The following is a 25,381-nucleotide window of genomic DNA, read 5'->3' as shown; positions in this document are numbered from 1 at the left end:
CGACTACGCGTTCGGAAGCCGGTTCGACCTCAGTTCCTGGCTGGGCGAAGTCGGAGATGGCGCTTCGTTCCCGGCAGACGGATCGTCTCGAGGGACCGCGCTGTTCGCACGAGTCGAGCGATCACGAGCGCAGCGACCGCGCCACCGATTGCCGCCAGTACCGGAACAGGGTAGGACAGCACGACCAGGAATCCGACGAACCCGACCAGCACGGCCAGGGAGACGACGAGACGCGGCACCGACGCGACGTGGACGCGTTCGGTGTGGGGGTAGTGTGGCATCATACAGGTAATGAGAGGATTGGTATCCTCATAAATGTAATCTGAAAATCACTTCTGTAACGTAGGTTACTGAAATTCGCTTCGGTCGCGTTCGGTGAACGTCGTCACCTGCCCTGGACGCCCGTAAATTCGAAGCGAGCGCCGCCACTGGAGCTCTCGGCGACCGCGACGTCCCAGCCGTGGGCGTCGGCGATGGCGCGAACGATGGCGAGACCGAGGCCGGAACCGTCGGCCGTGGAGGAGACCCCCTGCTCGAGAACGGACTCACGGCGGCCCTCGGGGATACCCGGGCCGTCGTCCTCGACGTAGAACCCGTTTTTGAGCGCGCCGATTCGAATCACGGTATCCGGTCCGGCGTGTTCGATCGCATTGCGAAAGAGGTTCTCGAGGAGCCGTCTCGTTCGCGTCGGATCGGCACGAATCGTCCGGTTTCCCGAGAGTTCGTAGCTCGAGTCGCTCGTTTCGACGACGGCCCACGCCTCCGAGGCGATGTCCACGAGTTGAACCGGCTCCTGGTCGGTGACCTGCGTGCCGTTTCGGGCGACCGACAGGGAGTCCTCGATCAACTCGTCCATTCGCTCGAGGGAGTAATCGACCGCTTCGAGGTGACTCGGGTCGCCCGTCCGATAGGTCTCCTGGAGCCGGCCCTGGGCCACGCTCAGCGGATTTCGCAGGTCGTGTGAGACGATGCTCGCGAACTCCTCGAGGCGCGCGTGCTGGCGTCTGGCCTCGCGGACGGCCGATCGCTGGCGGATTTCGTACAGCCCGGCGACGGTTCCGGCGGCGACCCCGACGGTGCCGCTCATGAGGGTCAGGTACAGCGGCGTCGTGACGCCGGCCCCGTCGAGGCGGAGGACGTGCAGGTGGAGCGCAGTGACGAGTGCGGCGGCCAGGAAGCCGCCGAGGCCGTAGGCGAAGACGGTGAGGCGGTCGCGGACGCCGACGCCGCTCGCGACCAGTCGTCGGTCGGCGAGGACGACAGCCGTCGCTGCGAGCAGCGGGAACGCGCTCTCGAGGAGCGCCCGGCTCGAGGCGTTCTCGACGGCGATTCGAAAGCCGATGGTCGCCGCGAGCAGGAGTCCGAGTGCCGAGAGCGGCGACACGGGCAGGCGCTCGCCGAGGTTGGCCACCCAGTCGTCGTCGGCTACGACGCGTTGCACGATGTGGACCTCCCCACAGGAGTGCATCAATCTACGGGATTATCGCGGGCTCGTGTAGATCGAAGAAATCGGTTCGGAAGACGGGTCAGACGAACAGGAACCGGACGAACACGGCGTAGGAGACGACCAGGACGGCCCCGTCGACCCGGGTCAATCGACGTCCGCGCCACATCATGCCGACGAGCACGAGCGTGAACACGACCACGAGCGGGAGTTCGAACCGGAGCACGGAGTCCGTGACCGTGATCGGTACGGCGACGGCGAGCAGCCCGAGCACGGCGACGATGTTGTAGATGTTCGAGCCGACGACGTTGCCGACGGTGAACTCGGTTTCCCCGCGAGCGGCCCCGACTGCCGAGGCGGCGAGTTCCGGTAGGGACGTTCCGAGCGCGAGCACCGTCACCCCGACGACGAACTCGGAGACGCCCATCGCTAGCAGGAGCGAGGAGCCACCGGAGATGAGCCAGCGAGAGCCGACGAGCAGGGTGACCAGTCCGCCGAGGACGAACGCAACGTCGCGCGGGGCGACTCCCTCCCGGCTTCCGTCGGGCATCTCGGCGGCCGCGGGGCTCGAGTTTACGGTGTGAAGCAGGTACCCCGTGAACGCCGCCAGCACCGCGAGCAATATCACACCCTCGAGTTGCCCGATCTGCCCGTCGAGGGCGAGCACAGGGAGCAAGACGGCCGCGAGAACCATGAACGGGACGTGACGGCGCATCATCGCGTCGCTGATCGAGAGCGGGTGGATGAGCGCGGAGACGCCCAGGACGAGGGCGATGTTGGCGATGTTCGACCCAACGACCGTCCCGAAGCCGACGTCGGAGGAGACGTCGAGAGCGCCGAGGATGGCGACGAACAGTTCGGGGGTGGTCGTTGCGAAGGCCACGACGGTGACGCCGACGGTGGCCGCCCGGAGTCCCAGCCCGAGCGCGAGGTTGCCGGCACCCTTGACGAGGAGTTCGGCTCCGCCGAAGAGCGCGCCAGCGCCGAGAACGAGCAAGAGCGCGGAGAGGAGGGTTCCGTCGACCATCGATACGGGGACGGTACTCGAGACGGTGGTATAAGGCGTGTGAAACGCGGTCGGTGCGGGTCACCGGGCCGCCAGGAAAGCCTGCCGGAGCCACACCCGTTATACCCGCCCGGGAACCACTCACGCGCATGCAGGTCTTCGGTCTCCTCGGGAATCCGGTCGGCCACTCGCTCTCGCCGCCAATGCACGAGGCTGCTTACGACGCGCTCGACATCGACGCCCGATACGTTACGTTCGAGCCGGATGCGACCCCGGACGCGCTCGAGCGAGCTATCGACGGGGCGCAGGCGCTCGGGATCGCCGGCTGCAACGTGACGATTCCGTTCAAACAGGACGCGCTGACTTTCGTCGAGCCGGACTCGCTGGCGACGCGGATCGGCGCGGTGAACACGATCGACTTCTCCCCGGACGGGCCGCCCGCGGGGTACAATACCGACGCCATCGGCGCCGTCCGCGCGCTCCGCGAACACGACGTCGCTCTCGAGGGAGCGTCGGCGATCGTGGCCGGCGCTGGAGGGGCTGGTCGAGCAATCGCGTTCGGACTCGCCGACGAGGGGGCTGACGTGACGGTCGTGAACCGAACGGTGTCGCGAGCCGATGAACTCGCCGCAGTCGTCCCCGGCGCGACCGCCGGCGGACTCGACAGCCTCCCCGACGTGCTTCCGGGTACCGACGTCCTGGTCAACGCGACCAGCGTCGGGATGGACGAGGACGTGTCGCCGGTCCCGGCGGACGCCCTCCACGGCCAACTGACGGTGATGGACGCGGTGTACCACCCACTGGAGACGCGCCTCCTCCAGGAGGCGGCGGACGCCGGCGCGGCGACCGTCGATGGCGCCTGGATGTTGCTCTACCAGGGCGTCGAGGCGTTCGAGCGGTGGACGGGGCGCGAGGCGCCGGTCGACCGGATGAACGAGGCGCTTCGGTCGCGCCTCTAATTGTCGTATCTCGTGTGCGTAACGGCAACTGTCCGATATCAGACGACTTTAAGTAGCGGTGGTAACTACCCTCCGATAATGGGACTCCTGCAGAAGCTACAGTCGCTTCTCGGCATCGGTGACAGCGACGCCGACTCCCGGTCGGCGGAGGGCCGTGACGGTGGCGTCACAATCGAACGTGAACGAGGCCAGGATGCGGCGAAAACGTCGACCGATTTCGGGGCGCCGACGGAGGAGGGGACGACCGAATCGACGGCTGGTCCGTCCACCAAGGACGAAGACGCCGATGCGGAAGCCACCGAGGCGAAGGACGTCGATGCGGAAGACGTCACGGACGAACCGATCGTCGAAGCGGAAGACGAACCCACCGACGAAGCCGACGAAGCTGACGACACCGAAGACGCCACAGTCGAATCGGACGAGACGGACGAGACGGACAAGACGGACGAGACGGACGAGACGGACAAGACGGACGAAGCCAAGGAAACGGCCGCCGCCGGCACCGACGCCTCGAGTTCGACCGATGCGATGACCGAGGTTCCCGACGGCGTCGAAGAAGCCGCCGAACCGGCCGAAGCCGCGGGACCAACCAGCGAGGACGCGACCCCCGAGGCCAGCAAGGTGCCGGACGATCACAGCGAGGAACCGGTCGACGTCATCAAGGGTATCGGCCCCGCCTACGCCGACCGACTCGAGGGCGCCGGCGTTGAAACCGTCGCCGACCTCGCGACGGCAGACGCCGACTCGCTCTCGGAGGACACGGACATCTCCGCGAAACGACTCCAGGGCTGGATCGACCGGGCGAAAGTCCGATAATTTCCACTCGTTGTTCGTTTATCCTTTTCGCCTGGAGCGAAGCCGACGGCGCGGGGTCGAGACGCCGTGATATCAGGATGCCGTTGGACCGCGACGTCGCAGGGTTGAGACGATACGGAATCGAGACGACGCGAGGCAGAGACGATGTGGAATTGAGACGCCGCGGGATCGAGACGCCGCGAGAACCGCAAAAGCGTTAGGCCACCCGCACATCGACTCGAACATGAACCAGCCGCGCGTCGTCACGGACGAGGAGTCGTTCCTCGAGGCCGCCAGGACGGCCCGTTCCGATGCCGGCGACGGTCGCTCACCTGTACCGGGGGAAGCCAGCCGAATTCGTCTCCCCGTCGAAGTCGCCGTCACCGTCGACGACCCTTTTCTCGCGTATCGCCGCGCTCGGAGCGAGTCGGCTCCCGGCGCCTTCCTGGAGACGACCGGCGGCCAATCGGGGTGGGGCTACTTCGGAGTCGACCCCGTCGAACGGCTGACGGTCGGCCCGAATGCGGCGGTGCGTCGCAATCGGTCGGCACCGGGTTCGGAGCGCCTCGATCTACCATCGATCACCGGGGGGTCAATCACGACACCAGCGTCTCAGTCACCGACGCTCGCCGCCCTCGAGGGACTGCTCGGGGGGACATCGCTCGTCCGCGGCGACTGCGACGTTCCCTACCCCTGCGGCGTCGTCGGCTGGCTCTCCTACGACGTCGCCCGCGAACTCGAGGACCTGCCGGGGAGCGCCGTCGACGACCGTGGGCTGCCCCGACTCGAGGTGGGCGTGTACGATCGACTCGCGGCGTGGGAGTGTCCGGTCGACCCGGACGAAGGGGTACGACTCAGGGTGACTGCCTGTCCGTCGATCGACGCATCGACGCTCCAGGATGGGTGTTCGGCGAGTGATATAGAGGCGCTCGAGGCGACCTACGAACGCGCTCGCTCGCTGGCGCTCACGCTCGCCCGACGGGCGCTCGAGGGCGATCCCACCGTTGGTCCTCCTCCGGTCGACGCGACGGAGGCGACCTTCGAGAGCACCTGCGGCCGGGACGCGTTCGCCGACCGCGTTCGGCAGGTCAAGCGGTACGTCCGCGACGGCGACACCTTCCAGGCGAACATTTCACAGCGTCTCGTCGCCCCCGCAGCGGTGCATCCCGTCGCCGCCTACGAGGCGCTCCGGGCCGTGAACCCGGCCCCGTACTCCTGTTTGCTCGAGGGACGGTCCACGGACCTGGTGAGTGCGAGCCCCGAGTTGCTCCTGGACCGCGACGACGCGTTCGTCCGCACCGAACCCATCGCGGGGACCCGTCCGCGAGGCGAGGATCCGGCGACGGACGCGGCGCTCGAAGCCGACCTCCGCGGTGACGAGAAGGAACGCGCCGAACACGCAATGCTAGTCGACCTCGAACGAAACGACCTCGGGAAGGTCTGTACCTACGGAAGCGTCCAGGTCGAGGAGTATCGCCGAGTAGATCGCTACTCCGAGGTCATGCACCTCGTCTCGAACGTCACCGGGCGCCTCCGACCCGATGCGACCCTCAGCGATGCGATCGCGGCGACGTTCCCCGGTGGGACGATCACGGGGGCACCCAAGCCCCGGACGATGGCGATCATCGACGAACTCGAGGCGACCCGGCGCGGGCCGTACACCGGTGGCGTCGGCATCTTCGGGTTCGATGGCCGGGCGACGATCAACATCGTCATCCGAACGCTCGTCCGCTACGCCGAGGCGTACCACCTCCGGGTGGGCGCCGGGATCGTCCACGACTCCGACCCCGAGCGTGAGTACGACGAGACGCTCGCGAAAGCGCAGGCCCTGTTGAACGCGATCGACGCGGCGCTGGGCGAGCGGGCGGCTATGACGCTCGAGGCTGGCGGTGAGGCCGGTAGCGGCAGTGGTCGAGGCCAGCAGGCGGGCGATGGCGACAGAGACGATGACGGGGACGGCGGTGATCGCGATGACTGATTCCGACGCGACCCGCATCCTCGTCGTCGACAACTACGACTCCTTCGTCTATAACCTCGTCCAGTACGTCGGAGAGGCCGCAGACGAGGTTATCGTCCGCCGGAACGACGCGATTACCCTCGAGGACGTCCAGGCACTCGATCCAACCGGCATCGTCGTCTCGCCAGGACCCGGAACGCCCGCCGACGCGGGCGTCACGACCGACCTGTTCGCCGAACTCTCGTACCCTACCCTCGGGGTCTGCCTGGGGCACCAGGCGCTGTGTGCGGCCAATGGCGCGCCGGTCGTCCACGCCCCGGAGGTGGTCCACGGCAAGCCCTCGACGATCGAGCACACGGGCGAGGGGATCTTCGAGGAACTCCCGACGCGACTCCGGGTCGGTCGGTACCACTCGTTGGCTGTCGAACGGGAGTCGCTTCCGGGCGACCTGCTCGAGACGGCGTGGACGGCGGACGAGCGCGACGTGTTGATGGCCGTTCGCCACCGCGACCGCCCGCACCTGGGCGTCCAGTTCCACCCCGAGAGCATCCTGACGGGGATGGCCGATACCGGACCCGACGACGAGTCGGGCGAAGACCCGGATCGCTCGAGTCGAGCGGACGCAGGCGGCGACCGCATCTCCCTCGAGATCGGCACGCGGATGATCCGTACGTTCTGTACCTTCGCCGCCGAGTACGACGCCGGTTGGGGGAGAGGATAACGATGCCTAAAGACAAATCCGGGGGCAACGATGACTGAGGGCGAACCCGCGAGCGAGCGCCTGTACCACCTGAACGGCGAACTCGTTCCCGCGTCCGAGGCGACCGTCAGTGTCGACGACCGGGGCTTTCGCTACGGCGACGGCGCGTTCGAGACCCTGCGAGCCTACGGCGGTTCGATCTTCGAGTGGGAGGCCCACGCAGACCGGCTCGAACGAACCTGCGAGTCTATCGGGCTCGAGCACGGCCTCTCGCGCCAAGAATTGGCCGACAGAGTCGAGGCGACCCTGGCTGCCAACGACCTCTCGGAGGCCTACGTCCGGCTGTCGATCACCCGCGGCGTCCAGCCCGGAACGCTCACACCCCAACCCGAGGTCGACCCGACGGTCGTGGTGTACGTCAAACCGCTCCCCAGGGGCGGCCTCGAGGGCGTGTCGGTGTGGGACGGTCCGGCGACGCTTCAGACGGTCAACGTGCGCCGAATCCCGGACGCCGCGCTGCCCGCAGGCGCGAAAACGCACAACTACCTGAACGGCATCCTCGCGAGGCAGGAACTCCACGGCGCCGACGAGGCGCTCGTTCGCGACCTCGAGGGGGACGTCGCCGAAGGGGCGACGAGCAACGTCTTCTTCGTCGACGACGGCGGGCTACACACGCCGACGACGGAGGGGGCAGTCCTCCCCGGCATCACTCGCCGGGTCGTCCTCGAACTCGCGGCCGATGCCGGGATTCCGATCGACGAGGGCCGATTCCGGCCGGAAGACGTTCGCCGGGCCGACGAGGTCTTTCTGACGAACACGACGTGGGAGGTGCGTCCGGTCGACCGGGTCGACGGGATCACCCTCGGTGACGGCGACGAGCGTGAATGGCCGGTGACGTCACTTTTAGCCAGACTATTCGACGAGCGAGTCGAGCGAGACCACTACGGGTGACTCACGACAGCCGAAGCTCTCGAGCATGACGTGCTGGACTTCAGTTCTTACAACCAGTTGTAATCCAGCGTCTACGCCACGTTTACGACGACGGGATCAAAACGCGGCGGGCGCGACCAGGTCCCGTTCCTGGTCGTACTCGAGCAATCCGGCGTCGACCAGTCGCGGCAGGTGATCGTGATACAGCGAGATGTAGACGTTCGCGACGCGCTCGGCCGATAGTTCGGTGATCGGCTTCCCGGTTTCACACTGGGCGACCTCCTCGGCGGCGTCGGGCAACGTCAACTCCTGTCCGTGCTCCTCGAGCACGGAGAGCAACAGCCGCCGGCGTTCGGCGGCTACCGCCCGGAGCGTTTCGTCGACCGCCGCTGCCGACTCCGGCTGATCGCCGAGCCACTCGAGGAGGTCGAACGCCAGCTCCGAACAGGCCTCGTGCGTATCGGGCTCGGGTTCGGGAGGCTGGGTCATCGTCTCCCTCCTGGACCGGTGGGAGTTTGCGATAGTGAGTTCCACTGTTGTGTGGGCTGTGAGGTACTGGAACGGGGTCGGAGACTGAAACGGGGACGGAGACTGAAACGGGGACGGGAACGAGGACGGAAACGCGGGCGAGCCTGAACTCGAGCAAAGCGGAGTCTGCTGAAACGGAAACGGAAACGGAAACGAAATCGGCGTCGATGGCCCTGTGCGACGCCTATCGCAGATGCTCGGTAGTCGTTCACTCGATCGTTCATATCCCGATTGTCGGTACGACGACTGATATCCGTATCGACTTGGGCACGCGCCTGGGCGGCTCGACTCGCAGCGCTACAGCCCGAATACGCCGGGTACACCACTCGAGGGCCCCCTATTCGATGGTGAACGTCGGTTCGTCGATGGCTTCGTTCTTGCACTCGGGGCACCGAGAGGGGAGGTTCAACAGGTCGTCGAACGCGTCGAAGCCGCAGTCTCGACAGGCTGGCGGCGCGACGAGAAATTGCTCGTCGGTGCTGTCGGTCGAGCGGGCCACGTGTTCGGCGTGGCGGAGTACGGCTCCCGTCGTCAGGTCGAGTCGGGTCGCGAGCGCGCTCGGGGTCGCCGGTTCGTCCCGGAGCGCGTCGGCGAGGCGTTGACGCGTCGTTTCGTCGGCTTCTCGCATAGCGGTTCGTCGTGAGTGAACGCCCCGTCGGTTATAGAAGTTCTCTTTCGCCCGCCATGAGCCGACACGCTCGAGTGGTTACCGTTCCTCTCCTGGATTCGACACGCTCGAGTGGGTGCCGTCCGACGTCCGGCATATGCCGCGCATCTACGACAAACTGGTCCGCGACGACATTCCGTCGCTCGTCGAGGCCAACGGCGACCGACCGATCACCCACGTCGCTGAAGACGAGGAGTACGACCGCCGGTTGCTCGCGAAACTCGAGGAGGAGTGCACCGAATATCGCGAGGACCGAAGTCTGGACGAACTCGCCGACATCCTCGAAGTGATTCGGGCGTGCTGTGTCCAGGAAGGCTGGTCGGTCGAGGAACTCGAGGAACGTCGTCGGGAGAAGGCGGCAGAACGTGGCGGATTCGAAACGGGAGTCGTGCTCGAGGCGGTCGTCGAAAGGCAGTCGACGCCCGACGAGAACTAACCGACCTGCGCATTTCGTTGCTTGAGAAAGGGCAAGCGTCTTACACCCTGCTGGTGAACTTCGGGTATATGAAGGCCGTCGTTCTCGCCGGAGGATACGCGACACGACTGTGGCCGATCACCAAACATCGACCGAAGATGTTTCTCCCGATCGGCGACTCGACCGTTATCGACCGGATCTTCGCGGACCTCGAGGCCGACGAGCGGATCGACGAGGTGTTCGTCAGCACGAACGAGCGCTTCGAAGAGGAGTTCGAGGATCACCTCGCGGCGTCGGACTTCGAGAAACCGCGCTTATCCGTCGAGGACACCGCTGCAGAGGACGAGAAGTTCGGCGTCGTCGGCGCGCTCGCCCAGCTCATCGAGCGTGAGAACGTCGACGACGATCTGGTGGTCATCGCTGGGGATAACCTCATCAGTTTCGACGTCGCCAACTTCGTCGACTACTTCGAAGCGCAGGGGACGCCGACGCTCGCGGCCTACGATGTCGGTTCGCGCGAGAAGGCGAAGTCCTACGGCCTCGTGGAACTCGAGGGCGAGCGCGTCGTCGACTTCCAGGAAAAGCCCGACGATCCGAAGAGCACGCTGGTTTCGATCGCCTGTTACGCCTTTCCCCGCGAGGACCTCTCCTTGCTCTCGACGTACCTCGAGGAGGGAAACAACCCAGACGAGCCCGGCTGGTTCATCCAGTGGCTGCAGAACCGCCAGCCGACCCACGCGTTTACGTTCGAGGGTGCCTGGTTCGATATCGGCACCCCCGACAGTTACCTCGACGCCGTCGCCTGGTTCCTCGACGGTGACAACTACGTCGCGGAGTCGGCGCTCCTGGAGGAGACGACCCTCGGCAAGAACGTCCACGTGATGGACGACGCGGTCCTCGAGAATACCACGCTCGATCACGCGGTCATCTTCCCACAGGCGGAAATTCGCCACGCCGATATCCGTCGCTCGATTATCGACGAGCAGACGCGCCTCGAGAACATGGATCTCGCGGGAGCGCTCATCGGGGCGCATACGACGATCACGAACGGTGCACCGGAGTAGTGGGGGTCACTTGCCACCTCCAACCTCACCTCTACTCCACTTCCACTCCATCTCTACTCCACTTCCACTCCTCCGGGTTCACCGGGCGGTACATCTATCTGTGTCGACTGTGTTGTGTGCCGACAGGAGTCATGGCCTCACCTCAGGCGGTGCTCGATCGGTTCGCCGACGGCGTCCCGTGTACGTCACTGGCCGATTCGTTTCGCCCGTTCGACCGACCAGCGGGTGGCGAGCCGCTGTCGATGCTCGCGACGGCGACCGCGGCAACCGACGGCGGGTCCGCGACGGTGTCGGTCGCCGAAACCGTCGAGGAGACGTTCCTCGAACGCGGCGAAGTGACGTCGTTTTCGGACCTCGCCGATCTCGAACTCGACGACGAGCGACTCCAGGAGGTCTTTCACGCCGACCGAAAATGTCGCGTGTACTGTGAGGTGGCCCGCGTCCTCGCGAACCGACCGGAGCGATCCGACACAGAGGCGCTGTGCTCGTGGGCCGCCGAGGCCGACGTCTATCGGTACGACCAGGACCCGGTCGGCGACGTCTCGGGCGTTGGCCCGACCTCGTTTCAGTACCTTCGCCAGCTCACCGGAATCGATACGGCCAGGCCGAACGCCGCACTCGAGTCGCTGCTCGGGTCAATCGCGGACGAATCCGGAACGACCGTGATCGAGACGAGCGAACCGCTGCGGACGCTGGCGTCGTGTGAGTGGCTCTCGCTGACGACCACCTACCGCCCACTCGAGATCGATCGTCTCGCGTGGTGGCTCGAGGCGAGCGCCGACGAGCGAGCGCGAGCGCGAGCAGTCGATCCAACCATCGAGTGAGCGATGGATCCAGCCCTCGAGTGAGCGATGGATCCAGCCCTCGAGTGAGCGAGGCCGCTTGCTTGTACCTACTCGTCTTCGTTCGTCGATTCGTTGGATCCGCCTTCCGTCGAGTCGCTCGCGGAACTCCAGCCGACGCCGTGCTGGCCGCCCTGCCCGTCGGTTATCGTCGCCTTGCCGCTGGAGGGCGCCTCGCCGTCGTAGCTGACCCGGACCAGCAGCCCCAGGTTGGTGATTTGCTGCGTGCAGACCTCGTCCTCGCCACTGGCATCGACCACCGCCGCCGTCATCGAAAGACCGCTCTCGGCCGTCACCTCGAGTGACTTCAACTGGAGTTCGGAGCACCCGTCGTTTCCCTGGGTCTCGAGCGCGACGAGCGAGTCCGTCTCGAAGTCCGTCGCCTGGAGGAGGTCTACGATGGCGCTGCGCTCCGCATCCTGCCGGGATTCGACCTCGAGGTAGGATTCGGCTTCCTCACGGCTCGAGAACGGCACGGCGGTCGTCTCTCCGCCCTTTCCCTCGTAATGGATGGTTTCGTAGCCGGAAACCTCGTCGCCGACCTCGGCCGATTCGCTTCCGTCGTCGCTCGAGCCGTCTTCCGCGTCGTCGTCTCCGTCGCCGCTGTTTGCGTCGTCCCCGTTTCCGTCTTCAGTGTCGTTCGAATCGTTCTCGGTGTCGTTCGAATCGTTCCCTGTTCCGGTCTCGTTCCCGTCGTCGGTGTCGTTGTCGTCGTGATCGCCGTTTCCGTCCGCGTCCCCGTTTCCGTTTCCAGCGCCAGGATCAACCCCCTCTCCGAGGCAGCCGCCGATCGCCGAGGCGCTTGCGATGCCCGCTACGGTCAACATCCGTCGTCGAGTGATCTGCATATACAGGGATTGTATCCGGATTCCCCTATAAATCACGGAAGGTGAAATGCGTATTTTAGCGAACGAGATAGGACTCGTTTCGGACTCGAGACGGTGGTGGATCCGTTCCTCGACGGATGTGACGGCGGAATTGTGGACTCGGGCCTCGACAGGTCAAACGACGGAGTCGTGGATTCGGGCCTCGAGAGATGTGATAGCGGAACCGTCGACTCAGCCTCGACTGATGTGGAAGTTGAATCGTCGGTCAGGGGCTTACGTCACGGACCAGAACGCTCGCCAAAACGGTTCGGCCAGGAGTCACACCACCACCCGATCCGCTGACTGCCGACGGCTCGCGAGAGTGCATTTGGTCGAAACCGGGCGGGGGCGGGGGGCCCGCCCTGGTGAGAGACATGAGCGTACTCGAAGCGGGGGCGAGTCCACGTTCGAGTTACGGGCACGGACACAGCACTCGACTGTCAGCGCGTCGTCCCGTCGGCCGCGACGTCCGAGCGAACGTCGGGTCGGCGACGGGTATTTGCACCGATCGCGCACCCGACGGGGCGTGTGTTCCCCGCATCGTCACTGAGTACCGTTCACCCCTTTGTTATTCAGTGGCACACGAGCACGTAGTTCGTGCCGACTGGTGACAGGCACCAGCTACCATCGCCGTAGTCGGTTCCTACGCCCCTCGAGTAGTCAGACGATCGTTCGATTGACGTACTCGAGAATGTTGTCCGATTCGGCCATCGTGACCCCGTGATCTTCGTCGACGAGCACTGGTACGCCCCGCTGACCGGAGACGCGCTTGACCTCGTCGCGTCCGGAGTGCATCGCGTCCGTCCACACCGTTTCGTAGCTGACCTGGGCGTCGTCGAGCGCGTCGGCGACCTTTTCACAGAACGGACAGCCCTCGAGTTGGTAGAGCGTAATCGACATGGGAGGTCGTTCGCACGGCACACCAAAAACGTCGCGGGTGACGGCGGAACCGTCCGGTTTCACACACTCGTCCAAACACCCATGTCGGTCGACGGTGTGGACACCCCTGTGACGACTGTTAGTACCTACGCACCCCTTCGCATCGGTATCGTCGGCCTGGGCTACATCGGGTCGTACGTCGGCGATCAATTCAACCGCCACCCCGACGCCGAGGTCGTCGCCGTCTGCGATCTGGACACCGACAGACTGGCGTCCGTCGGCAACCAGTTCGTCGTCGACGACGCTCACCGGTACGAGTCCTACACGGCCATGCTCCAGGACGCGCCGCTGGACGCCGTCCTGGTCGGGACACCCCATACGCTCCACTACGAACAGGTGGTTGCCGCCCTCGACCGCGGACTTCACGTCTACTGCGACAAACCTCTCGCGACGGATCTCGAGCACGCGCGCGACCTCGCCGACCGGAGCGAAGCGGGCGAGGAAGTGTTGATGGTCGGCTACCAGCGCCATCTCCAGACGGCGTTTCGGACGGCTCGAGAACGCTTCGTCCCCGAGAGCGAAGACGGAACCGACCCTACCTGGCTCACCGCCTCGATCACTCAGGGCTGGATCGACGACTCTGCGGGCACCTGGCGGCTCGACCCCGACCTCTCCGGCGGCGGCTTCCTCTACGATACCGGCAGCCACGTGCTCGACGGCGTCCTCTGGTCGACGGGCCTCGAGCCCGAATCCGTCCGGGCCAGCATGGATTTCCACGACGACGACCAGCGAATCGACCGACGGGCCCACCTCGACGTTCGGTTTGCCAACGGCGCCACCGGCTCGTTCTCGTTCCTCGGCGACGCCCCAGCGGTCCGTGAGCACATCCACGTCTGGGACGACGAGGGCGCCGTCTACCTCGAGGGCAAGCAGTGGCGATCCCGGCGTGTCTTCGAGATCGACACTGAAAGCGGGGAGTACCATCCCTACATCGACCCGCGTGACGAGCGCTCGCGCGCGGACGCGTTCCTCGAGAGCGTCCTGGAGGGGCGTGAACCGCCGGCGACCGCTCGGGACGCCCTCGCTGTGACGGCGTTGACCGAGGCCGCCTACGCCTCGGCGCGCAGCGGCGAGCGAATCCCGGTCGAAATCTAGGACGACCCCGTCGGTTTGCACGATCGACTCCCGGTCGAAACCGAGTGCGACCGCATGGTCGAATCCCGGTGGCGAGTCCCGGTAAACGACCGCCTTCGCTCGAGTAGGGGCGGCTAACGGCGAGGAGACGGCTCGAATCCTCGGTCTGTCCGGGCGATGCCAGCCTCGCGCGAGCGTTCGAGTGAACCCGCCCGGCGTCTCGAGAGTATCTGCCGCCAACGGTAGCGAGCGCATAGCGAGCGCGTCGAATTCGGTACCCGCTGGATAACTACGAGGGATCTCCGTGTGTCGCCAGCTATGATAGAGTGTACCAACTGTGAGACCGCGCAGTTCCTGCAGATCACCCAGAGCCGCGTCTTCTTCGAGGACGGGGAGCTAATCAACGAGATCATGGAGACGTACCAGTGTACGCTCTGTGACTCGACCGGGCAGTACACCTACAGCGAGGATGTCGAGGACCCGATCGTCGACGGTTCGATCCAGGTCACCGGCGAGCGACCGAAGTACGCCTGACCGTCGAGGGCAGTCGAGGCCCTCGTGCCGACCGGTTCACTCGCCGTGCCAGCCCCAGCCCTGGGCGAATCGCTTCGTGAGCGTCGCCAGCACGAGCAACGTGACGAGCAACCCGACGAACGCTGTCGGTTGGTAGCCAAACCGAACCTGGGCGAGTCCGTACGTGATCGTCGCGACGGCCATGAGCAGGGCAGTCGTCCCCGCTCGACGCGAGACGTAGGTGGGGTCGACGCTGTCGTCGTAATGGACGTGGAGGTCGGCCCGACCGCGGACGGCGATGAGCCAGGCGGGGATCAGGATGACGATACCGCACCCGATCCAGAAGAGTCCTATGGCGACGTCGAAGGAGACCATCGGCGTCCGTTCTGTCGTCGGGGCGGATAAGTCCGCCGGTCAACACGTCGGGCGAAAGTCGGCTTTTCAGATACAAAAGATATTTTTTCGCCCGAGCAAAAGAGGGTGTATGAGCACCCGCCCGACGGAAGATCGTATTCTCGAGGTCCTCGAGGAGGACGCCCAGGCGTCCTACGCCGAGATTGCCTCGCGAGCCGAGGTCTCGAAACCGACCGTCAGAAAGTACATCAACCAGCTCGAGGAGGACGGCGTCATCGTCGGCTACTCCGCGGACGTCGACCCCAAGAAACTCTCGAGCCAGACCATCGCGCTGGTCGGCATCGACGTGGCCAGCGAACGCTACGTCGAGGCGACTCGGGCGCTCAAGGCCCTCGAGGAGGTCGAATCGCTGTACACCTCGAGCGGCGACCACATGTTGATGGCCGAAGTACGTGCGTCCGATGGCGACGAACTCGGGGATGTGATCGCGACAGAGATCCTCGAGGTCGAGGGCGTCACCGCCGCCCATCCATCGTTTTTGCAGGAGCGGCTGAAGTAAGCGTCCTCGTACGGTCCGCTCGCGCCTCTCTCCGAACTCTTCTCGGAAACTATTGGCGATCTAATCGCCGAGGATTTTCGAGAACCGTTCCCGATCGAACTGCCATTGGGGTCGAATCGCGATCGAACTGCCATTGGGGTCGAATCGCGATCGAACTGCCATTGGGGTCGAACTGTTTTCCCTCAAGGCGTCGTATCCCCACCATGGCAACCTACGAGCGATCGACCCGCATCGACGCACCCCTCGAGGAGATCTGGGACTTTCACTCGCGCGTGTCGGGACTCGAGGCCGTGACGCCGCCGTGGCTGAACCTGCGAGTCGAGGCGGTGATAGGACCCGACGGCGAACGAGATCCTGACATATTAGAGGAGGACGCCGAGATTTCGCTGTCGATCCGCCCGTTCGGTGTGGGTCCGCGCGTTCACTGGACGTCGATCATCCTCGAGCGAGATGCTCGTCCAGGACGAGCGTACTTCAGCGACGAGATGGTTCACGGGCCGTTCCCGAACTGGGTTCACACCCACTCGTTTTTCGCCGACGGTGAGCAGACGATCCTCCGCGACAAGGTCGAGTACGCCTTGCCGGGTGGCGGACTCGGCGAGACGGTAGCGCCGTGTTCGCGAGTCGGCTTCGAGGGGATGTTCCGGGATCGCCATCGGCGGACGAAGCGCGCCCTCGAGTGACTCCTCGTGCACTGATCCGGCGTCACGCACGTTGGCCGGTTTCGCTACCCCTATAGGACTCCCCTCGAATCTGAGCCACGTGATTCCAGACGTCCGTGCCGGAACCGATCTCGAGGTTGCCCCGGTGGCGGCACTCGCGTTCGCCGTCCTCGCGGCAAGCACGAGCGCGATCCTGATCCGCTGGAGCGCCGCCCCGAGTTCGGTTGCAGCGTTTTACCGGGTGCTGTTCACGACGGCAATCGTCGCCCCGATCGCGTTCGGATTCCACCGCGAGGAGTTCGGTCGACTCTCGAGACGTGACCTCCTCGGCGCGACCATCGCAGGGGTCGCCCTCGCGGCCCACTTCGCGTCGTGGTTCGAGAGCCTGTCGTACACGAGCGTGGCCGCGAGCGTCACGCTCGTCCAGACCCAGCCACTGTTCGTCGCCGCGGGCGCCGCGCTCGTCCTGGACGAACGGGTGACGAGACAGACGGTCGCCGGCATCGTCGTCGCTATCGGCGGCGCGGCCGTCATGTCGTTCGGCGACGCCGGGCAGGCCCCGGTCGCGGATGCGACGCTCTACGGGAACGCGCTCGCCCTCCTCGGCGCGGTGACGGTCGCCGGCTACGTTCTCGCGGGACGGTCGATCCGCCAGCGTGTCTCGCTGTTTCCCTACGTCACCGTCGTCTACGCCGCCTGCGCGGTCACGCTCTTCGTCCTGGTCGGCGTCCAGGGCCACGACTACGTCGCCTATCCGCCGCGAGAGTGGGTGCTCTTTCTGGCGATGGCTGTCGGACCCGGTATCCTGGGCCACACGATCTCAAACTGGGCGCTGAAGTACCTCGAGTCGGTCGTTGTGAGCGTCGCCTGGCTCGGCGAACCAGTCGGGTCGACGGTGCTGGCGCTCGCTCTGCTCGGCGAAATTCCCGACGTCGCGACGGTACTCGGTGGACTCGTCGTTCTCGCCGGAATCGGCTGGACTACGGTCGACCGACGTCGCCGGGAGGCGAGACTCGGTGAGGAAGGACAGGCTTAATACCGAGACTCGGGAACGTGACAATACGTATGGGGTCGGGGGAAGACAGCATGGTTTCGTCGTTTCAGACAGCGCCGAGCCTCGCCGTCGTCGAGGCGGTGGCTCGCGCAGAGAACGTACCGGTCGAGAAACTCGCTCCACCGGCCTACCCGCCGCTTCACGAGGCGATCGATCCGCAGGCGCTCGATCAGTTGCTCGCCCCGACGTCGCCAACCCGGCAGCAAAACGAGGTCACCGTGCAGTTTCAGTACTGTAACCGTCAGGTCACCGTCGGTAGCACTGGTGAGATAACCCTCGAGTCGATTATGGACTGAAGACGCCACCGTTCCACTGTCCTATCGTCCCACTGCCTACTGTCCTATCGTCCCGACGGACGGAACACTCTTTTTACCGAGTGACTTCCAGTGAGGTATATGGAGAGCCACTACGAGGTCCTCGGTGTGTCGCCGGAGGCGGACACCGACGAGATCCGGCGGGCCTACCGGACCCTCCTCAAACGGCACCATCCCGACCAGGGTGGCTCTCGCGCACGGTTTCTGCGAATCAAGCGCGCCTACGAGACGATTACGGGCGAGCAGGACGCGACCGCACTGAACGGCGTGCGCGTCGAGTACTACGATCCCGCGACCCAGGACATCACACCACCGGTCGGTCCAGCGGTCGACGGCTCGTTCTTGACGCTGTCGCTCGTTGGCCTCGTCGACGACGTCGCCCTCGGACGGCTCCTCGAGCACCCTGTCGAGGTCGGAACGAGGGTGACGGCCGCGTTTTTCACCGCACACAATACCGACGACCGGCCCCTCGCATGGCGCGGGCGCTCGAACACCAGTTTCGTCGGCGACGACGGATTCCTCTATCAGGGGTCGAACGTCCTTCGCCCGCACGCCGCGAACGTCCCCTCGCGCTGGTGCGGAACCGACGCTGAGATTCCGCCGAACCTGGCGCTCGACGCGGTCGTCGTCACCCAGACCGTCCCTGACGGTGTCTCCATCGAGAAGGTCGTCTACACCCAGCCAGGACCCGACGGCGGGAGTACGGAGCGATACCTGTTCGATATTCGCCCGCGGCTTCGCGAGACGCTCGACCGGGTGCCCTATGAGCGCGACCGGGAGTACCACCGAGAGTAGCTACGCTCGATCAGCGGCCCCTCGAAGCTGCTCGAGGACTGCCGGACGGCCCGTACACTCCAGGACGACCGTTTCGTCGCGATACGTGACGTCCTGGACGGCCGTCCGATCGTAGGCTCGCGAGATCAGCGCCATCGCGTCGTCGCCCGCGGGCATTTCGAGATGGAGGCGTTCCGTCGGCAGGTAGACTTCGATGCGTTCTCGAAGCGCATCGAGGTTCGTCCCTTCGCGAACGCTGACCAGGATCGGGTCCAGGCCTGCTTCCTTGGCGAGGGCGATGCGATCCTCCCGTTCACCGGCCTCGAGGCGGTCGATCTTGTTCAGTGCGGTGACGACCCGGTCGGGGTCGACGCCCTGTTCGGCGAGGACGTCGAGGGACACCTGCAGTCGTTCCTCGACGGTCTGGAGGCCGTCGCTCGCGTCGACCACCAGGACGACGACGTCGGCCGCGGCCGCCTCCGAGAGGGTCGCGCTGAACGACGCGACGAGGTCGTGTGGCAACTCGTCGACGTAGCCGACGGTGTCCGTGACGAGCACGGGTCGGCCGCCGATCGTGGCCCGGCGGGTCGTCGTCTCGAGCGTCTCGAACAGGCGGTCCGCGACGCTGGCAGTGGCGTGTTTGTTCGAGCCGTCGGTGGGCTCGTCATCGACGATGTCGGCAGACTCGGACGGCTCGAACGATAGCTCGTCCGCTAGCCGGTGCAACAGCGTCGACTTCCCGGCGTTCGTGTAGCCGGCGATGGTCACGAGGTCGAAGCCTTCCTCGCGGCGACGCTCGCGAAACTGCTCGGCAGGATCCGGGAGTTCGGCGAGTCGGCGCTCGAGCCGAGAGATCCGATCGCGGACGTCGTAGACTGGCGTCCCGCTCTCGGTAAACCGGTTGAACATTCCCTCGTCGCTCGCGGCGACGAGTCGGGGCAGGTCATACCGTAGCTGAGCGAGTTCGACCTGGAGGTTCGCCCGGTGGGAACTCGCCCCCGCCTCGAAGATGTCCAGGACGAGACGGTAGCGATCCAGGACGCTCGTCTCGTCGGGAAGCATCGATTCGATCGCGTGGTGTTGACCCGGGGTGAGCCGGTCGTCCACGACGACCGTTGACGCCTCGCTCGAGGCGACCGTTTCGGCGAGGTCCTCGAGCCGACCCGTCCCGAGGTACGATCCGGAATCGGGATGGCCGGGTTGGGTGATCGTGTCGACGACGCTATAGCCGGCACTTCGGGCGAGCGATTCGATTTCGGCCGTTTCGACCGGCGTCATCGGCTCGCGGGCAAGGACGACGGCGGATTTTGGCGGGCGGTTCGTGGACGTGTTTGTACTCGGTCGTGACATGTGTCGATGGTAGGTGACCAGGTCGCGGCGACCTGGTCGGAAACGGTTCGGCGGCGCTGGATTCGTCGCAATCTACGCGAATGGGAGCGCCGCCGCTCGAGGCCTTCTCGAGTCCGGGTTCTCGACGCGAACGAGTCGCGGATCAGCGGGCGAGCGACTTACGACCGACTAGCAATAGACCAGTGATCGACCGATGCCGCTACGGACGGGAGCCGAACGCGCCGTGCGGATCCCGTTGGGCGAGAATCCCGGTCAGTGAAAAGAAAGGGTCTCCATTCGTCTCGAGTCGAGTCTCGATGGGTACCGTAAAAACCGTTGGGGTGGTGTGTGATCGGTTCGCATGCCTGAACGGACAGTCACCACTACTCACCACGCCGAAAATTCGCTCGAGGCGCCACTCACTCGCCGAACAGATCGTCGACCGCCGACCGCGCGGCGAGGGCCGCCTCGTCCGCAACGGCATCCGGGTTCCGCTCGCCGACATCGTCCGGCACGTTCAGGTAGACGTCGACCTCCAGGACGCCTTCTTCGAAGACGACGGTGACGTCGTAGTCGCGGACGGCCGACTGCTTGTACGCCGAGAATATGACGTCTTCGGCGGCGTCAGCGGCGGTCTGGACGACCGCCTCGTCCTCGGGTTCCGATTCGCTGGCCGGCATCTACGCGCCGCCAGCACCCGGGCCGCCTGGACCGGCGGGCCCGCCCATGCCGCCACCGCCCAGCAGGTTCTGGAGTTCCTCCTGGAGGCTCTCGAACTGCGTCTGGACGCGCTCTTCTTGCTTCTCGAGGGTCTCGAGGCGGATCTCGAGGGTGTCGGTTTTCTCCTCGAGCTGGTCCTGGGCCTCGTCGTACTCGGTCTGGACGAACAGTTCGCCGACCTGGCGGTACATCGTGGTATCGTCGTCGACGTCCTCGAGTTCCTCGAGGGCGGCCTGCGCGTCGTCGAGCGAGGATTCGGCTTCCTGCTTCTGGACGGCGACGGTCTGTGCCGTCTCCTGCAGGTCCTGGAGCTGTTCGATTTTCTCCTGTGCCTCCGGCGGCAGATTGCCTTGCATGTCTCGACCGTTGCCCTCCGCACTGATAAAGCCAAGCTTTGCGTCTCGTGAGTCAATTCGCCTCCCGTTGCCACGTTCGACGGGAGTCACGTCACTCCTCGAGACGGTCGCGAACGGACGGTGGGACGGCCGCGACGACGGACGCGGATCGATCACGGGTGAGCCACACGAGCGTCGTCTCGCCCAGCGACCGCGCTCGGACGCGTTGAATCGACGCCGGATCGACCTCGAGCGTCGTCTCGAGTGCGCCGAACCAGCGACTGCCGACGGCCCCCTCGTGGGGGAACGACGTCACGGCGAGGACGTCGTCGGTGAGGCGACCGGCGGTCGGAAGCCACCAGCGAACGGCGACGAAGGTTGCATACACGGCACCGATGGGAAGCAGGTACCAGAACGAGGATCGCTCGACACCCAGAACGAACGCAAAGCCGCCAGCGTGAATCACGGCGCCGACGCCGGCGAACGCGACGAGTGACCGGATCGGCGCGTGTTCGACCACGGACCGGGTCGGATCGCTCGGTTCCGGCGCGCGAAGTCGGAGGAAGGTACGACCGTGTTGCCAGCGAACGAGTCGCGTGAGGAGCCAGCCAAATCCAGCGAGGGTGACGACGAGAGCGACGACCGCGAGGATCGGCACCGAAACCGTGTCGGTCGGCGTCGTCGGCTCGAGGGCCAGAAACGTCGCCACGGTACCGAGCAAGACGACGAACCCGCCTGAGATCGTCCAGGAGGCGTACAGCAACCCGCGGAGGAGTCCCGAGTTCGTCGGCGTCAACTGCCAGGTTTCGATGGACTGGGACGTCGAGTCCTCGTTCGGGGCCCCTTCGAATGGCGTGCGGACGGCCTCGTCAGTCATCGCCGTTATCGTTGCCACTTTCGTTGCGACTTGAGCGGCTCATTCTGGTGGTCCTGGTGGTCCTGGTGGTCCTGTTGGTCCTGGTCGTATCTCCCGCGTCGCCCGTCTCGATGCTCCGGTACTGCTCTCCGACTGTCGTCGCTCGCTCCGCGACGTCGACCAGTGAGAACCAGGTGTTGAGCGCCGCCCGGAGCGCCGTCAGATCGCGGGCGACGACTGAAACCGTCACCGTTTCCGCGTCACGGTCGATCGTCGTCCGAGAACGGTCGTCGTCGATCTCGCCGACCTCACGGGCGATGGCCTCGGCGATAGTCGTCGCTCGACTCGGCGACTCGTATTCGAACTCGAGAGTGGCGTCGTGGGGAAACACCGGAAAAAGCCTAGTTGACGCCGACGGTCTTGACGTCTCGGCTGCGCTCTTTCAGGAGCACGCGGTGACCGCAGTAGGGACAGCGGACGCCCCCGTACTCGTCGAGCTGTACGTCGCGTTTGCAGCGGGAGCACTTGTAACTCATGTGAGGTGGTGTGGTCTGGGTCTCCGGACTACTCGTCGGACTCCTCGCCGAGTGCGGCCCGGATCGAGCGACGGACAGTCTCGCCGGCCGGGGTCTGGGGGCGGTAGGCACCGCCGGTGAAGACCTCGCCGGTCTCCTCGTTCTCCCAGATGCCGGGGCCGAGGCGTTTGACGTCGTCGCCATCGACCTTCGAGGACTGCATGTCGTGTTCGATCTCCGAGACGCGTCGTCGAGCGACGCGTCCGTATCGCGCTCCGAATCGGCCGGCACTCCCGACCTTGCCTCGCTTCTTTTCGGCCATAGTATCGGTTTCTATCCCCCTCGTTCTGATAAAGGTGTTGAGTTGGAGCCGTCACTCCTCGCGCAAGCCCGCCTCGAACAACGCCTCGTTCAGATCCTCGCGGACGACCTCCCCCAGTTCGCGGTCCCTGGCCGTCGTCACGATCCGGTTCTCCTGGACGCTCGAGCCGTCGCGCAGGAGCATGCGGACGTTGCCGCCGTCGTCGGCCCGCGTGACCTTCGCCCGGAGCCCCGACTGCGAGCCGGTGCCGCCGGCGTCGATGGGCCCGGGGATCACCTTCTTGACGTGGGGGTGGCCCGCGACGGTCTGGATCGCTCGCATACCCGCCCGCCCGCCGATGAGAGTGGTGTGGCTCCCGCCCAGTTTGTCCGCCGGCGCCGTCTCGACCACGTCGAGCGCTCTGTCGCCGCGTCGCTCGAGGACGGCCGCGACGGGGTCGTCGTCCTGGACCCGGTAGAACGCGTAGTGGGTATCCTCGCGAACCGCCTGGATCACGTTACGGTCGCCCGTGGCGTAGACCTCCTCGGGGCGCTTTCGACGGAGTTCGTCCCCGAGCAGGCTCGCGAAATTTCTGAACTCGACGACCTCGAGGTCCCCTTCCTCGGGTGCCGTCGTGATTGTCGTCTCCCCCAGTCGCGTCTCGTCGTCGAGCATCGTCAGCGTCGCCCGGTCGCGGGCAGCCTCGAGGATCACCGTGTCGGTGTTTCCGGTGCGACAGACGAGACAGAAGTCGCCGGGTTTCTCGAGGGGCGATCCGCAGTGGCGACACTCCATGGACGTGGTTGCCGGCGAGCGCCTAAAACTGCGGTGTTTTGAGGCTGGGGCCGTAACGGTATCCGGAGCAGATCACTGGTCCGGGGGTCGGCCCTGGCACGAGTCGCGGGTACTGTCTCCACCGGCGCTGTCAGGGGACAGGGGAACAGGTATCAGTAACCGCCCCGTTTACGAACCCATGCCACCGGAGTCCGGCGACGTACGCGCGTGGCTCGTCGAGCGCGGCTACACCGATCGGGACCTCGTGATTCTCAAGTACGCGACGCTCGAGGGGAATCGGGTCTACCGAAAAGAAATCGCCTCACAGGCGCTGGGTGCGGTGACGGCCGCCAAAGACGTCTCGGCCGACGACCTCGGTACCGTCGAGGAACCCGACCTGCAGGAACGGTACGCCGCCGAGGCGAAACGGATGGAAGCGACACACGATCCCGGCGACGAGGTCTGACCACCGGATTCGAGGGTTCCTGGACGGTGTTTCCCGATTCGTGAGTCGCAGGGCCCAACTGGTGGCCCCAATCTCATCCGAGCGCGAGCGGGTCGCTCTTGAGGTACTCGCGCATCACGACCGTCGCGTACGAGCCCTTCGGCAGCGAGAACGAGAACGTCAGCGGATCCGCGTCGACGGCGAACGGCGTCCGAACGAGGATCGCTCGTCTGGTTCCAGTCGAGTTGAATTCGCCGGGCAACTCGAAGTCCGACGGTTCGAGGTCCTGTTCCGCCAGGACTCGACGTTCGATTTCGCCCGGTTCGCCGTCGGCCAGCGTCGTCTCCGTGCCGACCAGCGGCGCGGTAACGAACGCCCGGCCACGCTCGCAGTGGCGGGTCACCGACCGCACCCGGCGCTCGTCGACGCGCTGGCTTCGGTCGACGTTGGGCAACTCGAGACCCTCAGGGGCGTCGCGGTCGGCGAAGCAGACGACGTCGCCGGCGACTGGGCGGTCGAACGGGAGGCCGGCCGCGAGGCGCTCGCTCAGAATGCGGTTGAAGACGAACGACTGAGCGGCGTGGACGAACAGCCGCTGGAGGTTCGAGGGGAGCCGCTCGAGGGCGTTTCGGAACGTCTCGGGGGACGGGTTCTCGCTGCCGTCGCCGTCTCCGCTCTCGCCCTCCCCGCTCCCGTCATCGCGACTCTCGGCGAGTTCGTGGAGCATCGAGCGCTCGTACTGGAGCCGATTCGGAAAGCGCTCGAGAGCTTCCTGCCAGTCGCGAGTCTCCTCGACGAACGCCCGCGCGGTCTGTGTGTCTTCGGGTTCCGCGTCGGTCGGCCGGCCAAGGTAGGCCATGACGGCACCCTCCCAGTCGCCGCGAACGATCTCGAGGCCGACCTCGTGGGTGATCGGGCGCTTGCTGCCGAAGCGTTGCTGGCCGAAGACGTTGGGGACGCCGATGGTCGTCGGTCGCTCCTCGCCACCGCTCTCGACCACGCTCCCGCCCTCGAGCCCGGCAAACGCCGCCAACTCGTCCGTGATCGCCTCGGCCTGCTCGAGCGCGCCTTCGCCGGGGTCGCTCACGACCAGCTCGAACGCGTTGCCCGCCAGGTCGCCGAACTCGAGGGAGCGACCAGCCCGGCCCAGCACGTCGATTTCGGCGCGGTTGAGATCGGGGAGGTCAGCGGGGTCGGCGCCGTAGACCGAGAACAGTTGCGTCGTGATCGCCCGCTTGTCCTTCGTTCCTGCCCAGGACACCCGCTCGCGGGAGACGCCGAGTTCGTTCGAGAGCCGGCGCGCGAAGTCGTTCGTGTCCCAGCCACGGAGCGTCGCCCGGAAGATCAGGTGCGGGTAGGCGTCGGTCGAGGCGTCGACCGGCTCCGTGGCGAAGCGCTCGAGTTCACGGACGCGGAAGTGCTCGTCGCGGTCGCGGAGGTGACCGCCGACGCCGTCGGTCTCGGAGACGTAGTGCTCGATGCCGACGGCCTGCTCTATGGGGTGGGCCTGGCGCATTCGTGCGTCGTTCCGTGGCGGCGGCGCAAAGTTTCCACGGTTTTCGTCGATTCCTCGTTCGCACCGAGCCGTCACCGCAAGAGCAATTTAGTATCGTAACGCACGAGTTACCAGTACCGTGAGGCGTCCCGCCAGTAGCGTTCGACCAGCCCCGTTCGCCGTCGATACCAGTCT

The 25,381-nt window shown here is 65.7% G+C and carries 32 protein-coding genes and 1 pseudogene; 16 read left to right on the top strand and 17 right to left on the bottom strand.

All coding sequences use genetic code 11. The annotated features are described in order from the left end of the window. Positions 1 to 29 precede the first annotated feature (29 nt). The 3 genes from NGM15_RS06840 to NGM15_RS06830 form a co-directional block, all read right to left on the bottom strand. Positions 30 to 284, bottom strand: coding sequence for a hypothetical protein (locus NGM15_RS06840; RefSeq protein ID WP_253436989.1), 255 nt, complete (start codon positions 282 to 284; stop codon positions 30 to 32). Between the two features lie 101 nt (positions 285 to 385). Continuing rightward, entirely contained in the window at positions 386 to 1,441 is a 1,056-nt protein-coding gene (locus NGM15_RS06835) for a sensor histidine kinase (protein WP_253436987.1), read from the bottom strand. Between the two features lie 85 nt (positions 1,442 to 1,526). Beyond that, positions 1,527 to 2,471, bottom strand: a complete 945-nt coding sequence (locus tag NGM15_RS06830) for a calcium/sodium antiporter (RefSeq protein WP_253436984.1) — start codon at positions 2,469 to 2,471, stop codon at positions 1,527 to 1,529. Between the two features lie 128 nt (positions 2,472 to 2,599). Here NGM15_RS06830 and NGM15_RS06825 point away from each other — a divergent pair, with 128 nt between their 5' ends. The 5 genes from NGM15_RS06825 to NGM15_RS06805 all read left to right on the top strand — a co-directional run bounded on the left by NGM15_RS06825 (position 2,600) and on the right by NGM15_RS06805 (position 7,812). Continuing rightward, entirely contained in the window at positions 2,600 to 3,409 is an 810-nt protein-coding gene (locus tag NGM15_RS06825; RefSeq protein ID WP_253436981.1) for a shikimate dehydrogenase, read from the top strand. A 78-nt stretch (positions 3,410 to 3,487) separates the two neighbouring features. Next, the gene (locus tag NGM15_RS06820) at positions 3,488 to 4,225 is read left to right on the top strand and encodes a helix-hairpin-helix domain-containing protein (protein WP_253436978.1); all 738 of its coding nucleotides are present in this window, start codon (positions 3,488 to 3,490) and stop codon (positions 4,223 to 4,225) included. A 223-nt stretch (positions 4,226 to 4,448) separates the two neighbouring features. Beyond that, positions 4,449 to 6,182 (top strand): aminodeoxychorismate synthase, component I, encoded by a 1,734-nt coding sequence (pabB, locus tag NGM15_RS06815; protein ID WP_253436975.1) that lies wholly within the window; start codon positions 4,449 to 4,451, stop codon positions 6,180 to 6,182. After that, positions 6,175 to 6,882, top strand: coding sequence for an anthranilate synthase component II (locus NGM15_RS06810; protein ID WP_253437945.1), 708 nt, complete (start codon positions 6,175 to 6,177; stop codon positions 6,880 to 6,882). The genes pabB and NGM15_RS06810 overlap by 8 nt, the downstream gene beginning before the upstream one ends. A 30-nt stretch (positions 6,883 to 6,912) precedes the next feature. Continuing rightward, entirely contained in the window at positions 6,913 to 7,812 is a 900-nt protein-coding gene (locus tag NGM15_RS06805) for an aminotransferase class IV (RefSeq protein WP_253436972.1), read from the top strand. 96 nt (positions 7,813 to 7,908) lie between these two features. On the opposite strand, the gene NGM15_RS06800 is transcribed toward NGM15_RS06805, so the two are convergent. Then, a complete protein-coding gene (locus NGM15_RS06800) occupies positions 7,909 to 8,280 on the bottom strand; it encodes a DUF7344 domain-containing protein (protein WP_253436970.1) in 372 nt (123 codons plus the stop codon). A 376-nt stretch (positions 8,281 to 8,656) separates the two neighbouring features. Then, complete coding sequence (locus NGM15_RS06795) at positions 8,657 to 8,947, bottom strand: transcriptional regulator (RefSeq protein WP_253436967.1); 291 nt, start codon at positions 8,945 to 8,947, stop codon at positions 8,657 to 8,659. A 136-nt stretch (positions 8,948 to 9,083) separates the two neighbouring features. Between NGM15_RS06795 and NGM15_RS06790 the strand changes: the two genes are divergently transcribed. The 3 genes from NGM15_RS06790 (at position 9,084) to NGM15_RS06780 (ending at position 11,289) form a co-directional block, all read left to right on the top strand. Beyond that, positions 9,084 to 9,422, top strand: coding sequence for a nucleoside triphosphate pyrophosphohydrolase (locus tag NGM15_RS06790; RefSeq protein ID WP_253436964.1), 339 nt, complete (start codon positions 9,084 to 9,086; stop codon positions 9,420 to 9,422). Between the two features lie 68 nt (positions 9,423 to 9,490). Further along, positions 9,491 to 10,465, top strand: a complete 975-nt coding sequence (locus tag NGM15_RS06785; protein WP_253436961.1) for a nucleotidyltransferase family protein — start codon at positions 9,491 to 9,493, stop codon at positions 10,463 to 10,465. Positions 10,466 to 10,596: 131 nt separating this feature from the next. Continuing rightward, on the top strand, positions 10,597 to 11,289 hold the full coding sequence (locus tag NGM15_RS06780; RefSeq protein WP_253436959.1) for a hypothetical protein: 693 nt from the start codon (positions 10,597 to 10,599) through the stop codon (positions 11,287 to 11,289). A gap of 68 nt (positions 11,290 to 11,357) precedes the next feature. Here NGM15_RS06780 and NGM15_RS06775 read toward each other — a convergent pair whose 3' ends face one another. Next, complete coding sequence (locus tag NGM15_RS06775; RefSeq protein ID WP_253436957.1) at positions 11,358 to 12,155, bottom strand: hypothetical protein; 798 nt, start codon at positions 12,153 to 12,155, stop codon at positions 11,358 to 11,360. 678 nt (positions 12,156 to 12,833) lie between these two features. Then, complete coding sequence (locus tag NGM15_RS06770) at positions 12,834 to 13,073, bottom strand: glutaredoxin family protein (protein ID WP_253436954.1); 240 nt, start codon at positions 13,071 to 13,073, stop codon at positions 12,834 to 12,836. 81 nt (positions 13,074 to 13,154) lie between these two features. On the opposite strand from NGM15_RS06770, the gene NGM15_RS06765 reads away from it, so the two are divergent. Together NGM15_RS06765 and NGM15_RS06760 are read left to right on the top strand one after the other, a co-directional pair. Then, entirely contained in the window at positions 13,155 to 14,207 is a 1,053-nt protein-coding gene (locus NGM15_RS06765; protein WP_253436952.1) for a Gfo/Idh/MocA family protein, read from the top strand. 297 nt (positions 14,208 to 14,504) lie between these two features. Next, positions 14,505 to 14,720, top strand: coding sequence for a hypothetical protein (locus tag NGM15_RS06760; RefSeq protein WP_253436950.1), 216 nt, complete (start codon positions 14,505 to 14,507; stop codon positions 14,718 to 14,720). A 36-nt stretch (positions 14,721 to 14,756) separates the two neighbouring features. On the opposite strand, the gene NGM15_RS06755 is transcribed toward NGM15_RS06760, so the two are convergent. Further along, positions 14,757 to 15,074 carry a hypothetical protein gene (locus tag NGM15_RS06755; RefSeq protein WP_253436947.1) on the bottom strand — a complete coding sequence of 106 codons (318 nt, stop codon included), beginning with the start codon at positions 15,072 to 15,074 and terminating at the stop codon, positions 14,757 to 14,759. Between the two features lie 109 nt (positions 15,075 to 15,183). On the opposite strand from NGM15_RS06755, the gene lrpA1 reads away from it, so the two are divergent. The 5 genes from lrpA1 to NGM15_RS06730 all read left to right on the top strand — a co-directional run bounded on the left by lrpA1 (position 15,184) and on the right by NGM15_RS06730 (position 18,437). Continuing rightward, entirely contained in the window at positions 15,184 to 15,612 is a 429-nt protein-coding gene (lrpA1, locus tag NGM15_RS06750) for an HTH-type transcriptional regulator LrpA1 (RefSeq protein ID WP_253436944.1), read from the top strand. Between the two features lie 203 nt (positions 15,613 to 15,815). Beyond that, positions 15,816 to 16,295 carry an SRPBCC family protein gene (locus tag NGM15_RS06745; protein ID WP_253436941.1) on the top strand — a complete coding sequence of 160 codons (480 nt, stop codon included), beginning with the start codon at positions 15,816 to 15,818 and terminating at the stop codon, positions 16,293 to 16,295. Positions 16,296 to 16,374: 79 nt separating this feature from the next. After that, a complete protein-coding gene (locus NGM15_RS06740) occupies positions 16,375 to 17,310 on the top strand; it encodes a DMT family transporter (RefSeq protein ID WP_253436938.1) in 936 nt (311 codons plus the stop codon). 29 nt (positions 17,311 to 17,339) lie between these two features. Further along, complete coding sequence (locus NGM15_RS06735) at positions 17,340 to 17,624, top strand: HalOD1 output domain-containing protein (RefSeq protein ID WP_253436935.1); 285 nt, start codon at positions 17,340 to 17,342, stop codon at positions 17,622 to 17,624. 99 nt (positions 17,625 to 17,723) lie between these two features. After that, positions 17,724 to 18,437: a J domain-containing protein gene (locus NGM15_RS06730; protein WP_253436933.1), complete on the top strand. Its 714-nt coding sequence runs from the start codon at positions 17,724 to 17,726 to the stop codon at positions 18,435 to 18,437. On the opposite strand, the gene hflX is transcribed toward NGM15_RS06730, so the two are convergent. The 8 genes and pseudogenes from hflX to NGM15_RS06690 form a co-directional block, all read right to left on the bottom strand. Beyond that, the gene (hflX, locus tag NGM15_RS06725; RefSeq protein WP_425494472.1) at positions 18,438 to 19,766 is read right to left on the bottom strand and encodes a GTPase HflX; all 1,329 of its coding nucleotides are present in this window, start codon (positions 19,764 to 19,766) and stop codon (positions 18,438 to 18,440) included. 398 nt (positions 19,767 to 20,164) lie between these two features. Next, positions 20,165 to 20,425 (bottom strand): DUF3194 domain-containing protein, encoded by a 261-nt coding sequence (locus tag NGM15_RS06720; protein ID WP_253436930.1) that lies wholly within the window; start codon positions 20,423 to 20,425, stop codon positions 20,165 to 20,167. Then, a complete protein-coding gene (locus tag NGM15_RS06715) occupies positions 20,426 to 20,821 on the bottom strand; it encodes a prefoldin subunit beta (protein ID WP_253436928.1) in 396 nt (131 codons plus the stop codon). 91 nt (positions 20,822 to 20,912) lie between these two features. After that, a complete protein-coding gene (locus NGM15_RS06710; RefSeq protein ID WP_253436925.1) occupies positions 20,913 to 21,677 on the bottom strand; it encodes a hypothetical protein in 765 nt (254 codons plus the stop codon). Positions 21,678 to 21,801: 124 nt separating this feature from the next. Next, a pseudogene (locus NGM15_RS06705) lies at positions 21,802 to 22,047 on the bottom strand (KEOPS complex subunit Pcc1); the annotation flags it as partial. Between the two features lie 10 nt (positions 22,048 to 22,057). Then, positions 22,058 to 22,192 (bottom strand): DNA-directed RNA polymerase subunit P, encoded by a 135-nt coding sequence (locus tag NGM15_RS06700; protein WP_253436922.1) that lies wholly within the window; start codon positions 22,190 to 22,192, stop codon positions 22,058 to 22,060. A gap of 28 nt (positions 22,193 to 22,220) precedes the next feature. After that, on the bottom strand, positions 22,221 to 22,493 hold the full coding sequence (locus NGM15_RS06695; RefSeq protein WP_253436920.1) for an eL43 family ribosomal protein: 273 nt from the start codon (positions 22,491 to 22,493) through the stop codon (positions 22,221 to 22,223). Positions 22,494 to 22,544: 51 nt separating this feature from the next. After that, complete coding sequence (locus NGM15_RS06690) at positions 22,545 to 23,267, bottom strand: DUF2103 domain-containing protein (protein ID WP_253436917.1); 723 nt, start codon at positions 23,265 to 23,267, stop codon at positions 22,545 to 22,547. A gap of 178 nt (positions 23,268 to 23,445) precedes the next feature. Between NGM15_RS06690 and NGM15_RS06685 the strand changes: the two genes are divergently transcribed. After that, the gene (locus NGM15_RS06685) at positions 23,446 to 23,712 is read left to right on the top strand and encodes a DUF7967 family protein (RefSeq protein ID WP_253436914.1); all 267 of its coding nucleotides are present in this window, start codon (positions 23,446 to 23,448) and stop codon (positions 23,710 to 23,712) included. A gap of 73 nt (positions 23,713 to 23,785) precedes the next feature. Here the strand turns inward: NGM15_RS06685 and truD are convergent, their stop codons facing one another. Further along, a complete protein-coding gene (gene truD / locus NGM15_RS06680) occupies positions 23,786 to 25,207 on the bottom strand; it encodes a tRNA pseudouridine(13) synthase TruD (RefSeq protein WP_253436912.1) in 1,422 nt (473 codons plus the stop codon). Between the last annotated feature and the right edge of the window lie 174 nt (positions 25,208 to 25,381).

The sequence above is a fragment of the Natronosalvus halobius genome, from assembly GCF_024138145.1.
GTDB classification, from domain to species: domain Archaea; phylum Halobacteriota; class Halobacteria; order Halobacteriales; family Natrialbaceae; genus Natronosalvus; species Natronosalvus halobius.
This window is presented reverse-complemented; position numbering and strand designations above follow the sequence as displayed.

Coding starts and splice junctions, on each gene's coding strand:
- NGM15_RS06700 (WP_253436922.1), bottom strand. CDS start 22,192: ATGAGTTACAAGTGCTCCCGCTGCAAACGCGACGTACAGCTCGACGAG.
- NGM15_RS06775 (WP_253436957.1), bottom strand. CDS start 12,155: ATGCAGATCACTCGACGACGGATGTTGACCGTAGCGGGCATCGCAAGC.
- pabB (WP_253436975.1), top strand. CDS start 4,449: ATGAACCAGCCGCGCGTCGTCACGGACGAGGAGTCGTTCCTCGAGGCC.
- NGM15_RS06770 (WP_253436954.1), bottom strand. CDS start 13,073: ATGTCGATTACGCTCTACCAACTCGAGGGCTGTCCGTTCTGTGAAAAG.
- NGM15_RS06720 (WP_253436930.1), bottom strand. CDS start 20,425: ATGCCGGCCAGCGAATCGGAACCCGAGGACGAGGCGGTCGTCCAGACC.
- NGM15_RS06710 (WP_253436925.1), bottom strand. CDS start 21,677: ATGACTGACGAGGCCGTCCGCACGCCATTCGAAGGGGCCCCGAACGAG.
- NGM15_RS06795 (WP_253436967.1), bottom strand. CDS start 8,947: ATGCGAGAAGCCGACGAAACGACGCGTCAACGCCTCGCCGACGCGCTC.
- NGM15_RS06690 (WP_253436917.1), bottom strand. CDS start 23,267: ATGGAGTGTCGCCACTGCGGATCGCCCCTCGAGAAACCCGGCGACTTC.
- NGM15_RS06820 (WP_253436978.1), top strand. CDS start 3,488: ATGGGACTCCTGCAGAAGCTACAGTCGCTTCTCGGCATCGGTGACAGC.
- lrpA1 (WP_253436944.1), top strand. CDS start 15,184: ATGAGCACCCGCCCGACGGAAGATCGTATTCTCGAGGTCCTCGAGGAG.
- NGM15_RS06830 (WP_253436984.1), bottom strand. CDS start 2,471: ATGGTCGACGGAACCCTCCTCTCCGCGCTCTTGCTCGTTCTCGGCGCT.
- truD (WP_253436912.1), bottom strand. CDS start 25,207: ATGCGCCAGGCCCACCCCATAGAGCAGGCCGTCGGCATCGAGCACTAC.
- NGM15_RS06765 (WP_253436952.1), top strand. CDS start 13,155: ATGTCGGTCGACGGTGTGGACACCCCTGTGACGACTGTTAGTACCTAC.
- NGM15_RS06785 (WP_253436961.1), top strand. CDS start 9,491: ATGAAGGCCGTCGTTCTCGCCGGAGGATACGCGACACGACTGTGGCCG.
- NGM15_RS06755 (WP_253436947.1), bottom strand. CDS start 15,074: ATGGTCTCCTTCGACGTCGCCATAGGACTCTTCTGGATCGGGTGCGGT.
- hflX (WP_425494472.1), bottom strand. CDS start 19,766: ATGTCACGACCGAGTACAAACACGTCCACGAACCGCCCGCCAAAATCC.
- NGM15_RS06745 (WP_253436941.1), top strand. CDS start 15,816: ATGGCAACCTACGAGCGATCGACCCGCATCGACGCACCCCTCGAGGAG.
- NGM15_RS06810 (WP_253437945.1), top strand. CDS start 6,175: ATGACTGATTCCGACGCGACCCGCATCCTCGTCGTCGACAACTACGAC.
- NGM15_RS06760 (WP_253436950.1), top strand. CDS start 14,505: ATGATAGAGTGTACCAACTGTGAGACCGCGCAGTTCCTGCAGATCACC.
- NGM15_RS06780 (WP_253436959.1), top strand. CDS start 10,597: ATGGCCTCACCTCAGGCGGTGCTCGATCGGTTCGCCGACGGCGTCCCG.
- NGM15_RS06730 (WP_253436933.1), top strand. CDS start 17,724: ATGGAGAGCCACTACGAGGTCCTCGGTGTGTCGCCGGAGGCGGACACC.
- NGM15_RS06715 (WP_253436928.1), bottom strand. CDS start 20,821: ATGCAAGGCAATCTGCCGCCGGAGGCACAGGAGAAAATCGAACAGCTC.
- NGM15_RS06825 (WP_253436981.1), top strand. CDS start 2,600: ATGCAGGTCTTCGGTCTCCTCGGGAATCCGGTCGGCCACTCGCTCTCG.
- NGM15_RS06790 (WP_253436964.1), top strand. CDS start 9,084: ATGCCGCGCATCTACGACAAACTGGTCCGCGACGACATTCCGTCGCTC.
- NGM15_RS06805 (WP_253436972.1), top strand. CDS start 6,913: ATGACTGAGGGCGAACCCGCGAGCGAGCGCCTGTACCACCTGAACGGC.
- NGM15_RS06695 (WP_253436920.1), bottom strand. CDS start 22,493: ATGGCCGAAAAGAAGCGAGGCAAGGTCGGGAGTGCCGGCCGATTCGGA.
- NGM15_RS06840 (WP_253436989.1), bottom strand. CDS start 284: ATGATGCCACACTACCCCCACACCGAACGCGTCCACGTCGCGTCGGTG.
- NGM15_RS06735 (WP_253436935.1), top strand. CDS start 17,340: ATGGGGTCGGGGGAAGACAGCATGGTTTCGTCGTTTCAGACAGCGCCG.
- NGM15_RS06685 (WP_253436914.1), top strand. CDS start 23,446: ATGCCACCGGAGTCCGGCGACGTACGCGCGTGGCTCGTCGAGCGCGGC.
- NGM15_RS06800 (WP_253436970.1), bottom strand. CDS start 8,280: ATGACCCAGCCTCCCGAACCCGAGCCCGATACGCACGAGGCCTGTTCG.